General features: G+C 68.3%; 16 protein-coding genes. 5 read left to right on the top strand and 11 right to left on the bottom strand.

Annotated features, from left to right (window positions below; genetic code table 11):
- Window positions 1-118: 118 nt before the first annotated feature.
- The 6 genes from MNO14_RS16480 to dnaA all read right to left on the bottom strand — a co-directional run bounded on the left by MNO14_RS16480 (window position 119) and on the right by dnaA (window position 9,589).
- Window positions 119-1,318 (bottom strand): tetratricopeptide repeat protein, encoded by a 1,200-nt coding sequence (locus MNO14_RS16480; protein ID WP_343226426.1) that lies wholly within the window; start codon window positions 1,316-1,318, stop codon window positions 119-121.
- A gap of 139 nt (window positions 1,319-1,457) precedes the next feature.
- Window positions 1,458-2,267, bottom strand: a complete 810-nt coding sequence (locus MNO14_RS16485) for a M48 family metallopeptidase (protein WP_241944753.1) — start codon at window positions 2,265-2,267, stop codon at window positions 1,458-1,460.
- A gap of 123 nt (window positions 2,268-2,390) precedes the next feature.
- Window positions 2,391-4,826 (bottom strand): DNA topoisomerase (ATP-hydrolyzing) subunit B, encoded by a 2,436-nt coding sequence (gyrB, locus tag MNO14_RS16490; RefSeq protein WP_241944754.1) that lies wholly within the window; start codon window positions 4,824-4,826, stop codon window positions 2,391-2,393.
- Between the two features lie 862 nt (window positions 4,827-5,688).
- On the bottom strand, window positions 5,689-6,789 hold the full coding sequence (gene recF / locus MNO14_RS16495; RefSeq protein WP_241944755.1) for a DNA replication/repair protein RecF: 1,101 nt from the start codon (window positions 6,787-6,789) through the stop codon (window positions 5,689-5,691).
- A 102-nt stretch (window positions 6,790-6,891) separates the two neighbouring features.
- Window positions 6,892-7,992, bottom strand: coding sequence for a DNA polymerase III subunit beta (gene dnaN, locus MNO14_RS16500; protein WP_241944756.1), 1,101 nt, complete (start codon window positions 7,990-7,992; stop codon window positions 6,892-6,894).
- Window positions 7,993-8,245: 253 nt separating this feature from the next.
- Entirely contained in the window at window positions 8,246-9,589 is a 1,344-nt protein-coding gene (dnaA, locus tag MNO14_RS16505; RefSeq protein ID WP_241944757.1) for a chromosomal replication initiator protein DnaA, read from the bottom strand.
- Window positions 9,590-9,810: 221 nt separating this feature from the next.
- Here dnaA and rpmH point away from each other — a divergent pair, with 221 nt between their 5' ends.
- The 5 genes from rpmH to MNO14_RS16530 all read left to right on the top strand — a co-directional run bounded on the left by rpmH (window position 9,811) and on the right by MNO14_RS16530 (window position 14,830).
- Window positions 9,811-9,951, top strand: a complete 141-nt coding sequence (gene rpmH, locus MNO14_RS16510; protein ID WP_047138036.1) for a 50S ribosomal protein L34 — start codon at window positions 9,811-9,813, stop codon at window positions 9,949-9,951.
- 76 nt (window positions 9,952-10,027) lie between these two features.
- Window positions 10,028-10,444 carry a ribonuclease P protein component gene (gene rnpA / locus MNO14_RS16515; RefSeq protein WP_241944758.1) on the top strand — a complete coding sequence of 139 codons (417 nt, stop codon included), beginning with the start codon at window positions 10,028-10,030 and terminating at the stop codon, window positions 10,442-10,444.
- 13 nt (window positions 10,445-10,457) lie between these two features.
- The gene (gene yidC / locus MNO14_RS16520; RefSeq protein WP_241944759.1) at window positions 10,458-12,164 is read left to right on the top strand and encodes a membrane protein insertase YidC; all 1,707 of its coding nucleotides are present in this window, start codon (window positions 10,458-10,460) and stop codon (window positions 12,162-12,164) included.
- Window positions 12,165-12,267: 103 nt separating this feature from the next.
- Entirely contained in the window at window positions 12,268-13,599 is a 1,332-nt protein-coding gene (gene mnmE / locus MNO14_RS16525; RefSeq protein WP_241944760.1) for a tRNA uridine-5-carboxymethylaminomethyl(34) synthesis GTPase MnmE, read from the top strand.
- Window positions 13,600-13,789: 190 nt separating this feature from the next.
- Window positions 13,790-14,830 carry an energy transducer TonB gene (locus MNO14_RS16530; RefSeq protein WP_241944761.1) on the top strand — a complete coding sequence of 347 codons (1,041 nt, stop codon included), beginning with the start codon at window positions 13,790-13,792 and terminating at the stop codon, window positions 14,828-14,830.
- Between the two features lie 81 nt (window positions 14,831-14,911).
- Here MNO14_RS16530 and MNO14_RS16535 read toward each other — a convergent pair whose 3' ends face one another.
- From MNO14_RS16535 to MNO14_RS16715, 5 genes are read right to left on the bottom strand one after another with little or no spacing between them, the layout of a single operon-like run.
- Entirely contained in the window at window positions 14,912-16,093 is a 1,182-nt protein-coding gene (locus tag MNO14_RS16535) for an ABC transporter permease (protein WP_241944762.1), read from the bottom strand.
- Window positions 16,090-16,836 carry an ATP-binding cassette domain-containing protein gene (locus tag MNO14_RS16540; protein ID WP_241944763.1) on the bottom strand — a complete coding sequence of 249 codons (747 nt, stop codon included), beginning with the start codon at window positions 16,834-16,836 and terminating at the stop codon, window positions 16,090-16,092. The genes MNO14_RS16535 and MNO14_RS16540 overlap by 4 nt, the downstream gene beginning before the upstream one ends.
- Before the next feature lie 46 nt (window positions 16,837-16,882).
- On the bottom strand, window positions 16,883-18,409 hold the full coding sequence (locus tag MNO14_RS16545) for an alpha/beta hydrolase (RefSeq protein ID WP_241944764.1): 1,527 nt from the start codon (window positions 18,407-18,409) through the stop codon (window positions 16,883-16,885).
- A complete protein-coding gene (locus tag MNO14_RS16550; protein WP_055250723.1) occupies window positions 18,406-18,606 on the bottom strand; it encodes a helix-turn-helix transcriptional regulator in 201 nt (66 codons plus the stop codon). The genes MNO14_RS16545 and MNO14_RS16550 overlap by 4 nt, the downstream gene beginning before the upstream one ends.
- Before the next feature lie 10 nt (window positions 18,607-18,616).
- Complete coding sequence (locus tag MNO14_RS16715) at window positions 18,617-19,192, bottom strand: hypothetical protein (protein WP_343226403.1); 576 nt, start codon at window positions 19,190-19,192, stop codon at window positions 18,617-18,619.
- Between the last annotated feature and the right edge of the window lie 6 nt (window positions 19,193-19,198).

A 19,198-nucleotide genomic window follows, 5' to 3' on the forward strand; every position in this document is an offset into this window, starting at 1 on the left:
GGCCAGAGCGAAACGCTCCGGTGGAAAGGTCAACCTGCTGCCCTGTCTGGCGGCAGGAATCCTGAAGCTTATACCAATCCGAGTAACGTGCACCATCCGTGACGCGCAGAACTTTTCCTTAACGGGCGGAGATGATTCGCTCCGCGTCGGCATTGGACTTGAGCCCCTTGGCGATGGCCTGACGCGCAGCTTCCTTGGCTTCCGCGCTGCGGCCTTCCTGATGCAGTGCACGCGCCAGGTTGAGGTAGGTCTCGCCGTTCTCGGCCAGCGGCGCCGCCTTGCGCCAGGTCTCGATCGCCGGCTCGATTTGGTCGGAGAAGTAGTAGGCCTGAGCGAGCGCCGAGAGCGTGCGGTAGTCGGACGGCAGGATGTTTTTCTGCAGGCCTTCGTTGATCACCGCGATCGCCTCGCGCTCCTTGCCCTCGCTGTTGAGGTAGAGCGCGTAGAGGTTGCGGTACTCGGTGTCCTCGGTCAGCTGGCCGCTGCTGCGCAGACGCTCGAAGACCTCGATCGCCTTGTCGTTCTGATCGGTCTGCAGGTACGAGACTGCGAGGTTGATCTGCGAGCGCTTGTCATCCGGCGTGGCCTGCGCGACCTGCTCGGCCAGGCGCGTCGCCTCGGCGCTGTTGCCCGACTCGGCGTAGGCGCCCATCAGTACCTGCGTCCACTGCGGATCGACCTCGCCGCCGCCTTCGACCAACGGCTTGAGCGTGGCGATCGCCTCGGGGTAACGCTCCAGGCGATAGAGCAGGTTGCCCTTGAGCGCCTGATCCTTGGGATCGGACGAGCCGGATTCGGCGAGGTAGCGCTCCAGCGACGCCAGCGCAGCGGCGTAATCCTGCTCCTGTGCCTGCAACTGGGCGACGATCAGCATCGCCTGGAAATGGTTGTTGTTGTCCAGGCCACCGCCGGCGATCGCCTGTTCGAGGTAGGTGATCGCGCGTGCGTTGTCGTCGTTGAGCAGGAACTGGCCGGCGAGCAAAGCGGCCATGGACTTGTCGTACTCGTTGGCGCGCTCGTTGGCGATGATCTGCTCGGCCAGCGGCAGCCCCTTCTGCGCGTCCTGCGCGTTATAGGCTTCCGACAGCGCATTGAGATCCTTGACCAGACGCTGGCTGGCCTGCACGCCCGGCTCCTTGCGCGTGGCATTGGGATAACGCGCTTCTTCCTTCTGCTCCGCCTGGCGACCGCCGCGACGCTCGCTGCGGTCGGCCGAGCGCGAGCTGCGATCCGCACGGCTGCTGCGCTCGCTGCGATCGCTGCCGCCGTCGTCCTGCGCCATCGCCGGCGCGCCGAAGGCCAGCAGCGCGGTGGTCATCGCGGCGACCAGCGCCTTGTGGGAAAAACGGGACTTGGACATCGGGTCACCTCGATTGGGGTGGATGCGCCGCGAGCGCGGGCGCAGGAGTCTTTGGGGGGCGATTATGGCCGACGGGTCGCCATCGTGGGCAGAGGGCTCAGCCGCAGTTGGGACGGCGGCCGGCGGCGCGGGCCTGTTCGTAGACCGGCACCAGTGAATTCGCACGCGCCTGCAATTCGGCGATGCGGTTCTGCGGGTTGGGGTGTGTCGACAGCCACTGCGGCGGCTGGTTGCCGCCGCTGGCGGTGATCATGTTCTGCCACAGCGCGACGGCCGCGCGCGGGTCGAAACCGGCCTTGGCCATCAGCTCCTGCCCCACCACGTCCGCCTCGGTTTCCTGGGTCCGGGTGCCGGGCAGCAGGAACGTGGCCTGCAGTGCTGCGCCGCCAAGCTGGCTGGTCGTCTGCTGCGCGCCTTCGCCGTAGCGCGAGCCGAGCAACGCACCGGCCACGCCGAGCGCGCCCTGGGCGCCGAGCTGGCGGGTGATCCGCTCGTCGTGATGGTTGGCGTAGACGTGGCCGATCTCGTGCGCGATGACCGCCGCCAGCTGGTCCTGGTTCTTGGCCACGGTCAGGATGCCGGTATGCACGCCGACCTTGCCACCGGGCAACGCGAAGGCGTTGGGGTTGTCGTCCACGAACACCACCGACTCCCACTTGAGCTGCTGCCAGTTGGCGGGCAACTCACGCACGATGTCGGTCACGATACAGCGCACATAGGCCTGTTGCCGGGCGTCGGTGGACTGGCGGGTCTTGGCCTTGGTCTCGGCGAACGCCTGCTCGCCCATCTGGTTGAGCTGCGCCTGCGAAACGCCGCCCACGTACTGGGTGCGCCCGGTCGGCGAGGTGGTGGTGGCGCAGGCGGTCAGCAGCAACGCGACGGCGGCGGCTGCGATAGGCGCTTTCATGGTCGGGCTTCCCCTTGCTCGATACGGATGATCAGGGCATCCGTTGTAGTGCGGCCCGGATTAACGTTCCGTCAATCCGGGCGCACGACGGCCTGCACGGCGCAGGTCGCGTGGTCACGGCCCTCAGACGTCGAGGTTGGCGACCTTGAGCGCGTTGTCGTCGATGAAGGCGCGGCGCGGCTCGACGACGTCGCCCATCAGCGTGCTGAAGATCTCATCGGCCGCCACCGCATCCTCGATCCGCACCTGCAGCAGACGCCGCGTTTCGGGATTGACGGTGGTGTCCCACAGCTGCTCGGGGTTCATTTCGCCCAGGCCCTTGAAGCGCTGGATCTGACGTCCCTTCTTGGCCTCCTCGAGCAGCCACGCCTGGGCGCCGGCGAAGGTCTTCACCGGCTGGGCGCGATTGCCGCGAACGATCTGCGCGCCCTCGCGGATCAGGCCGTGCAGCTGGCGCGCGACCTCGCCGACGGCGCGCAGGTCGCCGCTTTCGAGCGCGGCCAGCGGCACCATCTGGATCAGGTCGACGCCCATGTGCTGACGTTCGATCGTCAGCACGGCGCCGCGCGATTCATTGGCCGGCTGCACCGAGAACCGATAGCGCGGACGGCCGAGCCCGGACTGGTTGAGGCGCCCTTCCAGCGCACGCAATGCGTCCTGCGCGGCCTCGGCATCGCCGGACAGCGGCGCGGCGTCGAGCAGCAGTTCCAGCACGGCCGGATCGTAGCGGTGCGCGTTGCGCGCGATCGCTTCCTTGGCCGCGGCGAAATCGAGCAGCAGCCGCTCCAGAGCGACGCCTTCGATCGCCGGTTCGCCAGCCGCCGGAATCAGCTGTGCGCCCTCGACCGCATTGCCGGCCAGATAGGCGTCGAGCGCGGCGTCGTCCTTGAGGTAGAGCTCGTTCTTGCCCTGCTTGATCTTGTACAACGGCGGCAGGCCGATGTAGACATGCCCGCGCTCGATCAGCTCCGGCATCTGCCGATAGAAGAACGTCAGCAGCAGCGTGCGGATATGCGAGCCGTCGACGTCGGCGTCGGTCATGATGATGATGCGGTGGTAGCGCAGCTTGTCGGGGTTGTACTCGTCCTTGCCGATGCCCGTGCCGAGCGCGGTGATGAGCGTGCCGACTTCGGCCGACGCGAGCATGCGGTCGAACCGCGCGCGCTCGACGTTGAGGATCTTGCCGCGCAGCGGCAGCACCGCCTGGTTGCGGCGATTGCGCCCCTGCTTGGCCGAGCCGCCGGCCGAGTCGCCCTCGACGATGAACAGTTCCGACAGCGCCGGGTCTTTTTCCTGGCAGTCGGCGAGCTTGCCCGGCAGGCCGGCGATGTCCAGCGCGCCCTTGCGTCGGGTCAGGTCACGGGCCTTGCGGGCGGCCTCGCGCGCGCGGGCGGCGTCGACGATCTTGCCGGCGATCGCACGCGCCTCGTTCGGGTTCTCCTCGAGAAACTCCTGCAGCCGCTGGCCGAACGCGCTTTCGACGACCGGGCGCACCTCGGACGAGACCAGCTTTTCCTTGGTCTGCGACGAGAAGCTCGGGTCGGGCACCTTCACCGACAGCACCGCGATCATACCCTCGCGCATGTCGTCGCCCGACAGCGCGACCTTGGCCTGCTTGGCGATGCCGTTGTGCTCGATGTACTGCGTCAGCGTGCGCGTGAGCGCAGCGCGGAAACCCTGCAGATGCGTGCCGCCGTCCTTCTGCGGGATGTTGTTGGTGAAGCAGAACATCGTTTCTTGGTACGCGTCGGTCCACTGCAGCGCGACATCGACGGTGATGCCGCTCTGCTCGCCTGTGACGGATATCACATTCGGGTGCAGCGGCGTCTTGAGCTGGGCCAGGTGTTCGACAAACGACCGGATGCCGCCTTCGTACTGGTAGGTATCGCGCCGCCCTTCCCCACGCAGGTCGACAAGCGTGACCTTGACGCCGGAGTTGAGGAACGAGAGCTCGCGCAGACGCCGGGCCAGAATGTCGTAGTGGAACGTGACGTCGGTGAACGTCGCCACCGCCGGCCAGAAGCGCAGCGTGGTGCCGCGCTTGGTCGAGGGCTCGCGGCGCTCGAGCGGGGCCACCGGCTCGCCGGTCGCGTATTCCTGGTGATGGTGGTAGCCGTCTCGCCAGATGTCGAGCGTGAGCTTCTCGCTCAGCGCGTTGACCACCGAGACGCCCACGCCATGCAGGCCGCCGGAGACTTTGTAGCTGTTGTCGTCGAACTTACCGCCGGCGTGCAGCTGGGTCATGATGACCTGCGCCGCCGACACGCCCTCTTCCTTGTGGATGTCGACCGGGATACCACGGCCGTTGTCCGACACCGAGACCGACCCGTCCTCGTGGATCGTCACGACGACCTCGTCGGCATGGCCGGCGAGCGCTTCGTCGATCGCGTTGTCCACGACTTCGAACACCATGTGATGCAGGCCGGTGCCATCGTGCACGTCGCCGATGTACATGCCGGGCCGCTTGCGGACGGCTTCGAGGCCGCGCAGCACGGTGATCCGGGTGGAGTCGTAATCGGTATTGGCGGGGGCGCCGCCGGGGATGGTCTCGTCGCTCATTCGATTCGCTGTCTGGCAGGCGCGCGGTCCGCGACGCGCAAGCGCCGCGAGGCGCCATGCGGCGGTCGAACAGGCCGGCATAGACGGCCATCATACCACCCCGCCCCCGGGCCTCCCGAGGGTGGTTCCACGTGGAACCTTTGCGTTCAACAGCGCACGTTGCTGGCGTTGGGCAGGTCGGCAGCGCGTCACGGTGTGGTGGATTGGGCGCAACGCCAGCTCCTGTCCGAAGCCAACCTCTTCGCCCCGTCCAATGCCTGAAAGCCCTGCGCAGCGGGGACGTCCGTTCTTGACGGTGAGCGACTGTGATTACCCGCCCCGTGACCGCGTCTGATAGCGCGTCGCACGCAAGCGGTCGCTGGCGACCTTGCGACGCGTCGCGGACTGTCGGGCTGATACCCCGAGAAAAGCGCCGGGGATTCTAGGGGCCCTTGGCACGTACCCGACGTGGAGTCGGGCAGGTGCTGGCCGGAGGCCACGGTGAGGCTACGACGACGGCGGCGCGGTTGAGACTCCGCAGCCAGCGCCCTGCCATCCAACGCCGGCCCCGGAGCCGGCGGCAGTGGCTAAGGCAGGGGAGCCGTCCGCGACTCCTCGCTACCCAGTTGCGAAACGCGGGAACGCAGGCCGCTCGCTGGGGGGCGGGCGCGCTTGTCGGCAACACCACCGTCCCAGCGGATCATGCCGCCTCCAGTCGAAAGAACGCAGCCTGTCCGGCCGCGGATACTGCGGCCGGACAGGCGTGCGCGGCGGGGCAAGTAAGGTTCCTCGTGGAACACGCCCCCACACCTACCCGCCCGCCGTGGTTTCACGTGGAACATCACTCTGCGCCCCGACGGCTGACGCAACGGGCCCATTCAGCCTAGTTGCCGCTTTCGATTCTGCCGTGTTCCACGTGGAACACACGCGCCCCGTCCAGCAACGCCGCCGGCCAGTGCGGGGGCTGCTCCGTGCCTGTCAGCAGGACCTGCGCATCCACGGCATGCAGAAACTCGAGTACCTGGCGCTGGTGATCGCGATCCAGCTCCGATGCCAGATCGTCCAATGCCACGACCGGCCAGTGCCCCGCAGCCGCATCTGCACAGTCCGCCGCCTGCGCCAGCAGGCAGCACAGCGCGGCCTGTTTGGCCTGCCCGCGCGACAGCAGGCCCTGCTCGGGCCGCGCTTCGAACGCGATCCGCCAATCCGCGCGGTGCGGACCGACGGACGTATGGCCAAGCGCACGGTCCCTGTCGCGCGCGACCAGCAGCGCATCCGCCAGCGACAGGTCGTTCCTGCGCCACCCGGGCAGGAACGAGAGAGTCACCTCGCCCAGTCCCGGGGCCAGCACCGCCGCGATGCGCTGCAATGCTCCCTGCAGTCGGCCCAGATAGGCCTCCCGGCGCAGATCGAGCGGCTGGCCCGCTTCCGCGAGTTCGTGATCCCAGGCGTCCAGCTGCGAGCCACCGACGCCGGCCTTCAGCAACGCGTTACGCTGGCGCAGCGCCCGCGCATAGCGCCGCCATTGCGCCAGGAAGTCATGTTCCACGTGGAACAGCCCCCAATCGAGGTAGCGCCGCCGAATCTCGCTTCCCCCGGAAATCAACGCGTGGCTGCCGGGCTCGAAGGTCACGACCATCAGCGCGGCACACAACTCACCGAGCTGGCTCACGGACACGCCGTCCAGCCGTCCCGTCCACGCCTGCCCGCTATGCCGCAGCCCCGCGCGCCGCCGGTGCTCGGGCCGCGCAGGATCCGGTTGCCACTCCGCGTACACCTCCAATGCGTCGGCGCCGCGCTGGATCAGGCCGTCACGCACCCGGCCACGGAAGCTGCGACCGTAGGCAAGCAGATGCAGGCCCTCGAGCACGCTGCTTTTGCCCGCCCCGTTCGCACCGAGCAGCAGGTTCAAGCGCGGCCCCGGCGCGAGGGAGACCGCGTCCAGGTTCCTTACGCGGCCAAGATCGAGACGGGTGAGCTGCACGCAGGTCCTGTAGGGTCGAAAACGGAAAACGCCCGGCATGACCGGGCGCTTGTTCCACGTGAAACATTGCGTCGGGCGGGCCCGCGCATGATAGACCGGGCGTCAGAGACGCAACGGCATCACCACATGGCGGCTGCGCTCGTCCGCGGCCTCGCGCACCAGCGCCGAGGAGTTGGCATCGCGCAACTTCAGGATCACCTGTTCGCCGCGCAGCGCGGTTAGGGCGTCGAGCAGGTAGTTGACGTTGAAGCCCACTGCGAGCTCATCGACCTTGGTGTCGGCCTCGACCTCTTCGTGCGCCTCTTCCTGCTCGGGGTTGTGCGCGTTGATCCGCAGCATCCCCGGCGAGACCTCGACACGCACGCCACGGTACTTTTCGTTGGACAGGATCGCCACGCGCTGCAGCGCCGCGCGCAGCAGTTCGCGGTCCACCGAAACCTCGCGATCGGCGCCGATCGGAATCACCGCCTCGTAGTCGGGGAAACGGCCGTCGATCAGCTTGCTGGTGAACGTCACATCGTCACGCTTGACCCGCAGATGGTTGCGGCCCAGCTCCAGCTCCAGGATCTTGTCACCGCCCTCGAGCAAGCGCTGCAGCTCGGTCACGCCCTTGCGCGGCAGGATGATCTGACGCTTGGTCTGCACTGCCGCTTCGAGCTCGGTCTCGCACAGCGCCAGGCGGTGGCCGTCGGTCGCGACGCAACGCAAGCGGGTCTCGCCCAGGTCGAACAGCAGGCCGTTGAGGTAATAGCGCACGTCCTGCTGCGCCATCGCGAACGCGGTCCGCTCGATCAGTTCCTTGAGCGCGGCTTCCGGCACTGCGATGCGCTCGGTCGCCTCAACCTCGTCCACCGAGGGGAAATCACCCGCCGGCAGGCTTGCCAGCGTGAAGCGGCTGCGACCGGCCTGCACCGTGATCTTGTCGCCCGACTGCGAGATCGCGACCTTGCTGCCGTCGGGCAGCGCACGAACGATGTCGAACAGCTTGCGCGCCGGAATGGTGGTCTCACCGTCCTGCGCGTCGTCGACGGCGCGGCGCGAGACCATCTCGACTTCTAGGTCGGTACCGGTCAACGACAGCTGGCCGCCTTGGACCTGGACCAGCAGGTTCGCCAGCACGGGCAGGGTCTGACGCCGCTCGACGACGTTGACGACCTGGGCCAGCGGCTTGAGCAGGGTTTCGCGTTGCAGACTGAAGCGCATGTCGGTGTTATCCCCTTGAGCCGTGCTTTCTTAAGATGGTTATAAATCTAAAAAAGGTGGAGCTGGATGCAGCGAAAACCGGGTGATATCTCATCTAAGCAACTGATTTAAAACAAGATTTCCTGACTTCAAACCCGGTGGACAGTGCCTGTGGAGAAGTGGATCAAGCTGTGGACAAGTTTGCAGGTCCGAAATTGTCCACATGCTGTCCACTGCGCGTCCCGGTGTTGTGCAGTCCCCGGATTTTCGCAGCTTACTCGCTGAGCTTGCGGATCAGCTTGTCCCAATCCTCGCGCAACTTGCCGTCGCTTTCGATCAGGGTGCGGATCTGGCGGCAGGCATGCAGCACCGTCGTGTGGTCGCGCCCGGCAAAGGCCTCGCCGATTTCCGGCAGGCTGTGCTCGGTCAGCTCCTTGGACAGCGCCATCGCGACCTGACGGGGGCGCGCCAGCGAGCGCGTACGGCGCTTGGACAGTAGGTCCTTGATCTGCAGGCCGTAGTAGTCGGCGACGACCTTCTGGATGTTGGCGATGCTGATCGCCTGCTGCTGGGCGCGCAGCAGATCGCGCAGCGTCTCGGTCGCGAACTCGACCGTGATCGCCCGGCCCATGAAGTTCGCGCGCGCGGCCAGCGTGTTGAGCGCGCCCTCGAGGTCACGCACGTTCGAATGCATCTTCTTGGCCAGCAGGAACGCCACGTCGTCGGGCACCTGGGTGCCGCGCTCGGCGGCCTTGGCCAGCACGATCGCCGCGCGCGTCTCGAAGTCCGGAGGGTCGATCGCCACCGACAGCCCCCATGCCAGCCGCGACTTGAGCCGCGGCTCCAGGCCGTCGACCTCACGCGGGTAGCGGTCGCAGGTCATGATGATCTGCTGCTTGCTGTCGAACAGCGTATTGAAGGTGTGGAAGAACTCCTCCTGGGTGCGGTCCTTGCCGGCGAAGAACTGGATGTCGTCGATCAGCAGCGCGTCGATCTGGCGGAACTGGCGCTTGAACTGATCCGATGTCTTTTCCTGGATCGAGCGGAAGAACGCGCTGTAGAACTCCTCCGAGCGCAGATACAGCACGCGCGCGCGGGGATTCTGTCGGCGCATCTCGTTGCCGGCGGCGAACATCAGGTGAGTCTTGCCCAGGCCGGTGCCGCCATAGAGCAGCAACGGGTTGTGCGCGCGGTCGCCGGGCTTGAGTGCGGCCTGCCAGGCCGCGGCCCGGCCCATCTGGTTGCTGCGGCCTTCGACGAAGTTGTCGAAGGTGTAATGGCTGTCCATGTTGCCGGCGAACGCCTCGATCGGCGCGGCGGGCGTGCTGGTGCGGGCCTCGCCGAACGGCGCGGGCGCGGCTTGCGGCGGCGGCACGGCGGCGCGCGGCAGCGACCCGACCTGCAGGCTCACCTCGTCATGGCCGGCGAAATGGGCCAGCAATTCGCGGATGCGCGGCATGTAGCGCGCCTGCACCTCGTCGCGGACGAACGCATTCGGGGCGTAGAGCACCGTGGCCTGCGCATCGGCCCGGGCCTGCAGCGGCTTGAGCCAGGTGTGGACTTCCTCGGCCGGATACTCGGCTTCGAGGCGTTGGAGGCAGCGGGGCCAGACATCCATAGGGCGCGCGATCGACCAAAAAGTACGGTGCGGCCGTCGCGCAGCCGCGCGACTTCCGGCACCGGGAAAGAGGGCTGGCAGACTACCATGTCGCTGTCGGCGCTCGCCCTGCGACGCCGCGGCACGCCCGCCACCTGCCGGAAGGCCGACTTGACCGTCCCGGCACGGCGCCGCTAGAATTTCCGGTTCCTTTTCGTCGCGTTGCCCCAGAAGGCGTCACCATGGCTACCAAGCGCACCTACCAACCCAGCAACCTCAAGCGCAAGCGCGACCACGGCTTCCGTGCCCGCATGGCGACTGCCGACGGCCGCAAGATCCTGGCCCGTCGCCGCGCCAAGGGCCGCAAGGTCCTCTCGGCCTAATCGCCGCTAGGATGCTTCCTGACGGAATGGTGCGCCGCGACCCGCCGCGCGCCGTTCCGTCCGCCGCGCCATCCCGATGAACGCAGGTGCCCGCTACCCGCGGCACATGCGCGTTCGCGCGCGTGCCGATTTCGATCGCATTTTTGCCAGCGCGACGCGGACCGCGTCGCCGTTGCTGGCCGTGCACCTGTTGCCCGAGCCCGGCCCGGCGCGTCTGGGGCTGGCGGTTTCGCGCAAGGTCGACAAGCGTGCGGTCGGTCGCAATCGCATCAAGCGGGTGCTGCGCGACCAGTTCCGCCTACTGCAGGCGGAGTTGAAACCCGGCAGCTATGTCGTCGTCGCCCGCCCGCCCGCGGCCGGCGCCGACAATGCGGCGCTGCGCACCGCCTTCCTCTCCGCGTTGCGACGTGCCCGCGCGTTGCCGCTGGCCGCCCCGGTCGGCACAATGCCCGCTTCCCCGATTCCATCCACGCCGGCCACGCCCGGCGCATGAGCCTGCCCGCCTGATGAACCAGATCCGTACTTTCCTGATCCTCGCCTGGCTGATGGTCGCCGTGCTGCTCTGGATGGAGTGGGGCAAGGAGAAGGCAGCTGCTGCGCAGCCGGCCCAGACCAGCGCCGCCACCGCCGCGCCGACCGTGCCGACGCCGCAGGCGCCGGGCGCGGCCGTCCCTGAAGCGCCGGCCGCGACCGCGGCGCCCACCGTGCCCGGAGCGAGCTCGGCGCCGGCGACCCATGCCGCCGCCGCTGCGCGCCGCGTGGTGGTGCAGACCGATGTGCTGCGCGTCGTGCTCGATGGCGGCAACGTCGTCGAGGCCGATCTTCTGGCCTACCCGCAGACCCGCGACGCCGACAGCCCGCCGGTGCGCATGCTCGATACCGATCCGCTGCATTACTACGCCGCACAGGCCGGTTGGGTCAGCGGCAACAATGCCGCGCCCAGCCACGAGGGCGCATTCGTGCCCGAGGGCCAGGCCACGTCCTACACGCTGGCCGATGGCGAAGGCAGCCTGGTGGTGCCGTTCGTGTGGACCGGTGCCGACGGCGTCACCATCCGCCGCAACTTCGTGTTCTCGCGTGCCGACTACGCGATCGAAGTGCGTGACGAGATCGTCAACGCCGGCAGCGCGCCGTGGCAGGGCTTCGCCTATCGCCAGCTGATCCGGACTGCGCCTGCGGTCAAGCGCGGCATGACCAATCCCGAGTCCTACAGCCTGGTCGGTGCAACCTGGTTCGGCAGCGAGATCGGCTACAGCCGCCGCCAGCTCGGCGACTTCGAAAGCGACGGCCCGCTCAACGCGAAGGACACCCAGGTGTGGATCGCGATGGCGCAGCACCACTTCTTCAGCGCTTGGATTCCGCGCGCCGACGATGCGAGCACGATCTCGATGCAGGTCGATCGCAGCACGGGCGCGCCGCGCTACCTGATCCGCGAACTCGGCCCGCCGATTTCGGTCGCCGCCGGCCAGCAGGCCGCCACCAGCGCCCGGTTGTGGATCGGGCCCAAGCAGGTCGACCTGATCAAGGCGCAGGGCGTGCGTGGTCTCGACCGCGTTGTCGACTACAGCCGCTTCACCCTGTTTGCGATGCTCGGCGAAGGCCTGTTCTGGGTGCTGGCCAAGTTGCACGGCCTGATTGGCAACTGGGGCTGGTCGATCATCGGCCTGGTGCTGCTGGTGAAGCTGGCGCTCTATCCGCTGTCGGTCGCCCAGTACAAGTCGATGGCGAAGATGCGCAAGTTCCAGCCGCGCATCGCCCAGCTCAAGGAACGCTACGGGGACGACAAGCAGAAGTTCCAGATGGCGATGATGGAGCTGTACAAGAAGGAGAAGATCAACCCGATCGGCGGCTGCCTGCCGGTGCTGCTGCAGATGCCGGTGTTCTTCGCACTGTACTGGGTGCTGCTCGAGTCGGTCGAACTGCGCCACACGCCGTGGATGCTGTGGATCCAGGATCTGACTGCGCGCGATCCCTACTTCATCCTGCCGGTGCTCAACATCGCAATCATGTGGGCGACGCAGAAGCTCACGCCGATGGTTGGCGTCGACCCGATGCAGCAGAAGATCATGCAGCTGATGCCGCTGATCTTCGGTGTGATCATGATCTTCTTCCCCTCGGGCCTGGTGCTGTACTGGGTCACCAACGGCGGCCTGGGTCTGCTGCAGCAGTGGTGGATGATCAGGCGCTACAGCGAGGCGCCGGCCAAGGCCTGATCAAACCCCAGAACCGGGGTCAGCGTGGATTGTTTTCGCATATCGCCACTCTGCCCCGGATTTCCGAGAATCCACTCTGACCCCGGTTTTTGAGGAGGTGTGGATGCAGTCGACCGACACCATCGCTGCGATCGCAACGTCGGCCGGTGCTGGAGGCGTGGGAATCGTGCGGTTGTCGGGCCCGCGCGCGGTCGAGATCGCGCAGGCGCTGTGCGGCCGAGTGTTGCGGCCGCGCCATGCCCATCATGTGCGCTTGCGTGGCGACGACGGCGAGACGCTCGACGATGGCATCGCGATCGCGTTCGCCGGTCCTGCGAGCTACACCGGCGAGGACGTTGTGGAGCTGCAGGTCCACGGCAGCCCGGTCGTGCTGCAAGAACTGCTGGCACGCTGCCGGGCGCTCGGCGCGCGGCTCGCGCGGCCCGGGGAGTTCAGCGAACGCGCATTCCTCAACGGTCGGCTCGATCTCACGCAGGCCGAAGCGGTCGCCGACCTGATTGCCGCTGGCGATGTGCGCGCCGCACGTGCCGCGCGTCGCGCACTCGATGGTGCATTCTCGACCCGCTGCGATGCACTGGCCGCCGAGCTGCTGCACCTGCGCGTGCACGTCGAGGCAATGATCGATTTCTCCGACGAGCCGATCGATGCGCTCGGCGGCGATGCCGTGGCGCAGCGGCTCGATGCGCTGGCGGTATCGCTGGGCGTGCTGCTCGCCGAAGCCGAGCAGGGACGCCGGCTGCGCGATGGTGTGCATGCGGTGATCGTCGGCCCGCCGAATGCGGGCAAGAGCTCGCTGCTCAATGCGCTGGCCGGCAGCGAGCGCGCGATCGTCACCGAGATCGCCGGCACCACGCGCGACCTGCTGCACGAAACGGTGCGCATCGCCGGTGCCGAACTGACCCTGGTCGACACCGCCGGCTTGCGCGAGGCTGGAGACGCGATCGAGCGCGAAGGCATCCGCCGCGCCCGCGCCGAACTGCGTCGCGCTGACCTGGCGATCGTCGTGCTCGATGCGCGCGATCCGCAGGCGGGCCTGCGCGCCGTGGCCGGCGACATCGCCGATGTGCCGGCGCGTCTGGTCGTGCACAACAAGAGCGACCTGCTCGAGGGCAACGCCGCCGCAAACGACGACGTGTTGCGTGTCTCCGCGCGCACAGGGGCGGGTCTGGACGCACTGCGCGACGCGCTGGCGACGCATGTCGCCGGACCCGCGGGCAGCGAAGGCGCGTTCACCGCCCGGCAGCGCCATGTCGATGCCCTGCGCGTCGCCGCCGATGCGGTGGACGACGCCCGCGCGACGCTGCAAGCGCAGACCCTGGAACTGACGGCCGAAGCACTGCGCGTGGCCCACGACGCCGTCGGCGAGATCACCGGCAGGGTGCTGCCCGACGACCTGCTGGGACATATCTTCTCGAGCTTCTGCATCGGCAAGTAGGCCGGTCCAGTGCCGGGCGTCGCCGCTGAAACCGCACATATTCGGTGAACATGCTGCCAACGCGCTTACAATCGGAGCCCGCACGCCTACCTGCGCGGTTGACAAATCGCCTGCGCTGCCGCGTGCTACGCACTTTGAAGAACAGGCACCCTGGGGAACGATGATGGTCTCGAATCGATCGACGCCCGCAGTGTCGTCGCGGACCGGGCTGGCCGCGGCGTTGTGCGTGGCGCTTGGCCTGGCCGCTTGCGGCGGCCGCGACGATACGCCCGAACCCGAAACGGCACCGGCCGAGACCGCGGACGTGAGCCGCCAGGCGGCCGACCAGGCCGCGCGCCAGCAACGCGCGGCCGACGATGCGCTGGCCGCGCTCTCGGCCGACGACCTGCGCAAGGCCGCCGGCCAGGCCTACCAGGACAGCCGGCTGTACTTCCCGCCCGGCGAGAACGCGATGGAGTATTACCTCGCGCTGCGCGACAAGACGCGCGGCGACGCCGCGGCGACCAGCGCGTTGATCGACCTGCTGCCGCTCACCGTGATCGCCACCGAGCAGAACCGCGACCGCGGCGATTTTGCCGAGGCGCGTCGGCTGCTGGGGCTGATCGAACGTGCGGACGCCACCCACCCGGCGCTTGCCCGATTGCGCACCAGCATCGCCACCGCCGAAGAAGCGGCCGTGCGTCAGCAGCGCGGCGCCGCGCAGGAGGCCGAGCGCCAGCAGCAGATCGCGCGCGAGCGCGCACAGCAACAGCGCGAACAGCAGGTTTCGGCGTCGCAGCAACTGCCGGGGCCGCCACCGGCCGACACCACCAGCGCGCGCAGCGCACCGGCCTCTGCGCCGACGCCGACGCCCGCGCAGCCGGCGCCGCGCCCGGCGCAGGACACGCCGCGCCCGGCCCCCGCACGTCCGGCGCCCACGCCCGCCCCGGCCAACGAAGCACCGCCGCCCGAGGCCGCGCCGGCCCCGGCGCCCGTCCAATTGCATCCGTTGAGCACACCGGCGCCGCGCTATCCGCCGGATGCATTGCGGGCCGGCATCAGCGGCGAGGTGCAGGTCGAGTTCACTGTCGCGGTCGATGGATCGGTGAACAGTGCGCGCATCGTGCGCGCCGATCCGCCCCGCACCTTCGATCGCGAGGCCTTGTCGGCAGTGCGACGCTGGCGCTTCGAGCCAGTGCCGGCACCGGTCACCACGCGGCGCACGATCGGCTTCTCTCCGACCGCCAACTGACACGTAGCGCCTCACCTGCGTGTGCCGGTGGGCACGCTGGGGGCGTGTGCAACGCACGCGCCCCATGCCGTCTGCGCGATCTCAGCCCGAGATCGCGAGCCGCTCCTGGCGATAGCGCCACACCGCCAGGCCCCAGAACACCGCCACCAACGCGAGGCTGGCGAGCAGGTACACCGCCCAGACCTGCGGCGCGATCGGCTCGGCGCGGATGATCTTGAGCAGCAGCTGGTTCTGCGACAGGAACGGCACCGCGAACTGCCACAACTCGGTCTTGATCGGATTGATGATCAGCACGAACGTGGGCACCATCGGCAGCAGCATCAGCCAGACAATGTGGCTCTGCGCTTCCTTCATGCTCTTGGCCGCGGCTGCGAGGAACGTCAGCAGCGACGTGCCGATGAACAACATCGGCAGCAGCACCAGCAGCATCTTGCCGATCGCCGCCAGCCGGACGTCGAGCATGCGGGTCATGCCGGTGCCGATCTGGGCGCTGAGCTTGAAGGCCAGCAACGTGAGCAGCAACGACAACAGGCCGATCACGCAGGCGGCGAGCATCTTGCCGCTGACGATCGCACCGCGTGCAGCCGGCGTGGCGAGCAGCGGCTCGATCGACTGCCGCTCGCGTTCGCCGGCGGTCGCATCGATGATCAGGTACGAGCCGCCGATGAAGCTCGACAGGATCAGCAGATACGGCAACAGCGCCGCGAGCAGGATGCCGCGCTTGGCCTCTTCGCTCGCCATGTCGCGCGTGCCGACCGCGATCGGCTGCACCACCGACGGGTCGATACCGCGCGCGAGCAGACGCAACGCGCCGACCTGCTGCCCGTAGCTGGCGATCGCTGCGCGCACCCGCGTGGCCGGTGTCTGCGCGTTGCGCTGGGTGCTGTCGCTGATGACCTCGACCGTCGCCGGGCGTCCGGCCTGCCAGTCCTCGGCGAACGAGGCCGGGATCTCGATCGCGACGTCGACGTCCTGCCGGGAGATGGCCGCATCGAGGTCGTCCGGCGCATCGACCGCGACGATGCCCAGCGTCGCCAGGTGCGCGACCAGGTTCGGTGCATGCGCCGCGCCCAGCACCGGGACTTCGAGAACGCGGTCCTGTTCGGTCTTGGCGCGCTTTTCCATCATCACGTTCATGCCGGTCATCAGCACCGGATACAGCAGCGGGCCGAGCAGCAGCGCCATGAACAGCGTGCGCCGGTCGCGTCCGATGTCGAGCAGCTCCTTGCGCATCACGCACCACACCCATCGCAGTGCGCTCATGCCAGCAGCCCCTCTTCCGAGCCGATCGCACGCACGAAGGCGTCCTCGAGGTTCTGCGTGCCGTAGCGCGCGCGCAGTTCTTCGGCGGTGCCGGCGGCCACCACGCGCCCCTTGGCGATGATGACGATGCGGTCGCACAGCGCGGCGACCTCTTGCATGATGTGGCTGGAGAAGATCACGCAGCGGCCCTCGTTGCGCAGCTTCAACAGGAATTCGCGCATCGCGCGGGTGGTCATCACATCCAGGCCATTGGTCGGCTCGTCGAGGATAACGTTGCGCGGGTCGTGCACCAGGGCGCGCGCGATCGCGGTCTTGGTGCGCTGGCCCTGGCTGAAGCCATCGGTCTGGCGGTCGAGGATCTCGCCCATGTCCAGCTGGTCGCTCAGCGCCTGGGTGCGTGTGACGATCTGGGCCTGGCTCATGCCGTGCAGCTGGCCGAAGTAGTGGATGTTCTCGCGTGCGGTCAGCCGCTTGTAGACGCCGCGTGCGTCGGGCAACACGCCCAGCACGCGACGCACGGCGGCCGGGTCGCGGCTCGCGTCGATGCCGTCCACCAGCACCTGGCCGCGGTCGGGCTTCATCAGCGTGTAGAGCATGCGCAGCGTCGTGGTCTTGCCGGCGCCGTTGGGACCGAGCAGGCCGGTGATGCGGCCATCCTCGGCAACGAAGTCCACGCCGTCGACCGCCTGGACCAGGCCGGCCTTGGTCTTGAACGCCTTGTGCAATTGCTGGGCGGTGATCATCGATGGAGCTCCGAAAGGAAGAGGGGCATCGCGAAGCGCGGCACGGTCATGGCGACCACCCGTTGAAGCTGGTGAACGGCGGCACCGGACGCATCGCGTCCAGGCACTTGGCGTCGAGCGCCTTGGCATCGGTGGATTCGATGAACTGCGCGAGCAGCTTGGGCGCGCAGCCGAGCGCGAACGTGCCGTGCCCTTGGCCCTTGAACACCAGATGGCGTCCGTTCGGCAGGCCGGCCAGCACGCGCTCGGCGTAGGCGGGCGGCGTCACCGGATCGAGTTCGCCCGACATCAGCAGGGCCGGCACCTCGGACTGCAGGGTCGCGGTGTGGTTGGCCGGCGGCGCGCCGGTCGGCCAGGTGCGGCACGCGCCGAAGAACATGCGCGCGACGCCGGGGCCGAGGATCGTATCGGCGACGCGACCGTCCTCGCGGTAACGGCCTGCGTCCTCGGCGCAGATCACCGACCACTGCATGCCGCGCGTCATTTGGCCGTCGACGTTGCTGTACATCAGTTGCGACAGCGACATCAGCGGGCCGTAGCGGCCCTGCGCCGCTTCGTCGAGGATCAGCGGCAGCAGCGACGCGGTCTGCGGCGCGTACGAGAACAGAAACGCGAGGCCGGTCACCGTGTCCGGTGTGACCACGCCGTCGCGTTGTGCGCCGGTGGTCGGGTCGCGATAGGTCACCGGCGCCGGCGTCGTGCGCAGCGTCGACAGCACGCCACGCAACTGCGCCTGCAGGTCGGTGGGAAAGCGCGCGCGGCAGCCGGCGTCCTGCGCGCACTGCTTCGACTGCAGTGTCAGCGCGTCCTCGAAGGTGTGCGCGAACTCGCCGCCGACGACCAGGTCGTTCGGCACCACGCCGTCGAGCACGATACTGCGCGTGTGCTGCGGATACGCCATCGCGTACTGCTGCGCGACGCGGGTGCCGTAGGACCCGCTGATGAGGTTGATCCGGTCTGCGCCGAGCGCGGCGCGCACGATGTCGAGGTCGGCGATCGCATTGGCGGTCGTATAGAAGCGCGGATCGGCGCGGCCGTCGAGGCCGGCCAGACATCGGCCGACATAGGCGCCGAGCGCGGCATCGTCGGGCGCGGTCAGCGCATCGAGGTCCATCGCCTCGCCATCGGCATCGGTGCAGGTCAGCGGGTTCGACTTGCCGGTCCCGCGCTGGTCAAACAGCACGATGTCGCGCTGCCGGCGCACTTCGCGCAAGCCGGCATTGATCTGCGCGGCGAGTTCGGTCGCGGCCTGGCCCGGGCCGCCGGCGAGGAAGAACACCGGATCGGCGGTGCCGCCGTCCTTCGCATCGGCAGGCAGCCAGGCGATGTTGAGCGCAATGCGCCGGCCATCGGGCGCATCGGGATTCTCGGGCACCTCGTAGGTTGCGCACTGCGCCTCGACCCGGGTCGCCGCGTTGCCGCCATCCAGCGTGCAGGGGTGGAATGGGATCTGCCCGAACAGCCGCGCCGGCCGGGTGGCCTGGCCGTCTGCCGGTGCCGGCGCGCCCCCGCTGCAGCCGGCGAGCCCGATGCCCGCGGCCAGCGCCAGCGCGGAAAGCCTTGATGTCCTCATGGAACGTCCTCGAACAGGAAAATGGATTCGATGGGCTCGGCGAACTCGCGTGCGATCCGGAATGCCAGCGGCAAGCTGGGGTCGTACTTTTCCGTCTCGATCGCGTTGATCGTCTGTCTCGACACCTCCAGACGCTCGCCCAGCTGTGCTTGTGACCACCCCCGTGCCTCGCGCAGCGCCCGCACCCGGCTCTTCATGCCGGACCCCTCACCGGTACCGCCGCGCGACGACCGACTTTGCGATGCCGTAGAGCCCGCACACCAGCGGGAACACCCACAGCATCGCGGCGCTCGCCGGCACGTCGATGACCTGCGCCGCCTGCAGGAATCCGCCGGTCATGTAGCCGAAGGACACCAGCGCGGCGGCGATGCAGATCGCCTCGAGCTCGATGCGCTGCTGAAGTTCGTCGACGCCGCGGATGAAACGCAGCATCGCGCGCAACAGCAGGCCGATCGGCGCCACCGGCAGCAGCGCGATCAGCGCCCGCAGCGTCGGCACTTCCACCACGCGCAGCAGCAGCAACGACGCGAACAGCAGCGCCATGTAGCCGACCATGCCGGTCGTCATGTCGCGAACGTAGCGGCGCTGCACGGCGGGCGGCGCGGTCGTGCAGTCGGTCGTGCCGCCGCGCATGGAGACCGCGCCGATCACCACCGCCGACAGCAGGATCAGTGCGGGCGCCCAGGCCGGGACCGCGGGCAACAGTAGCCGCAGCGCGACTGCGGCCACCATCAGGAGCGCGGCGACGGCGCGTAGGGGCTGGTAACGGAACGAACCGGTCATCGCGGC

Source organism: Luteimonas sp. S4-F44 (genome assembly GCF_022637415.1).
In the GTDB taxonomy this organism is placed as follows: Bacteria; Pseudomonadota; Gammaproteobacteria; order Xanthomonadales; family Xanthomonadaceae; genus Luteimonas.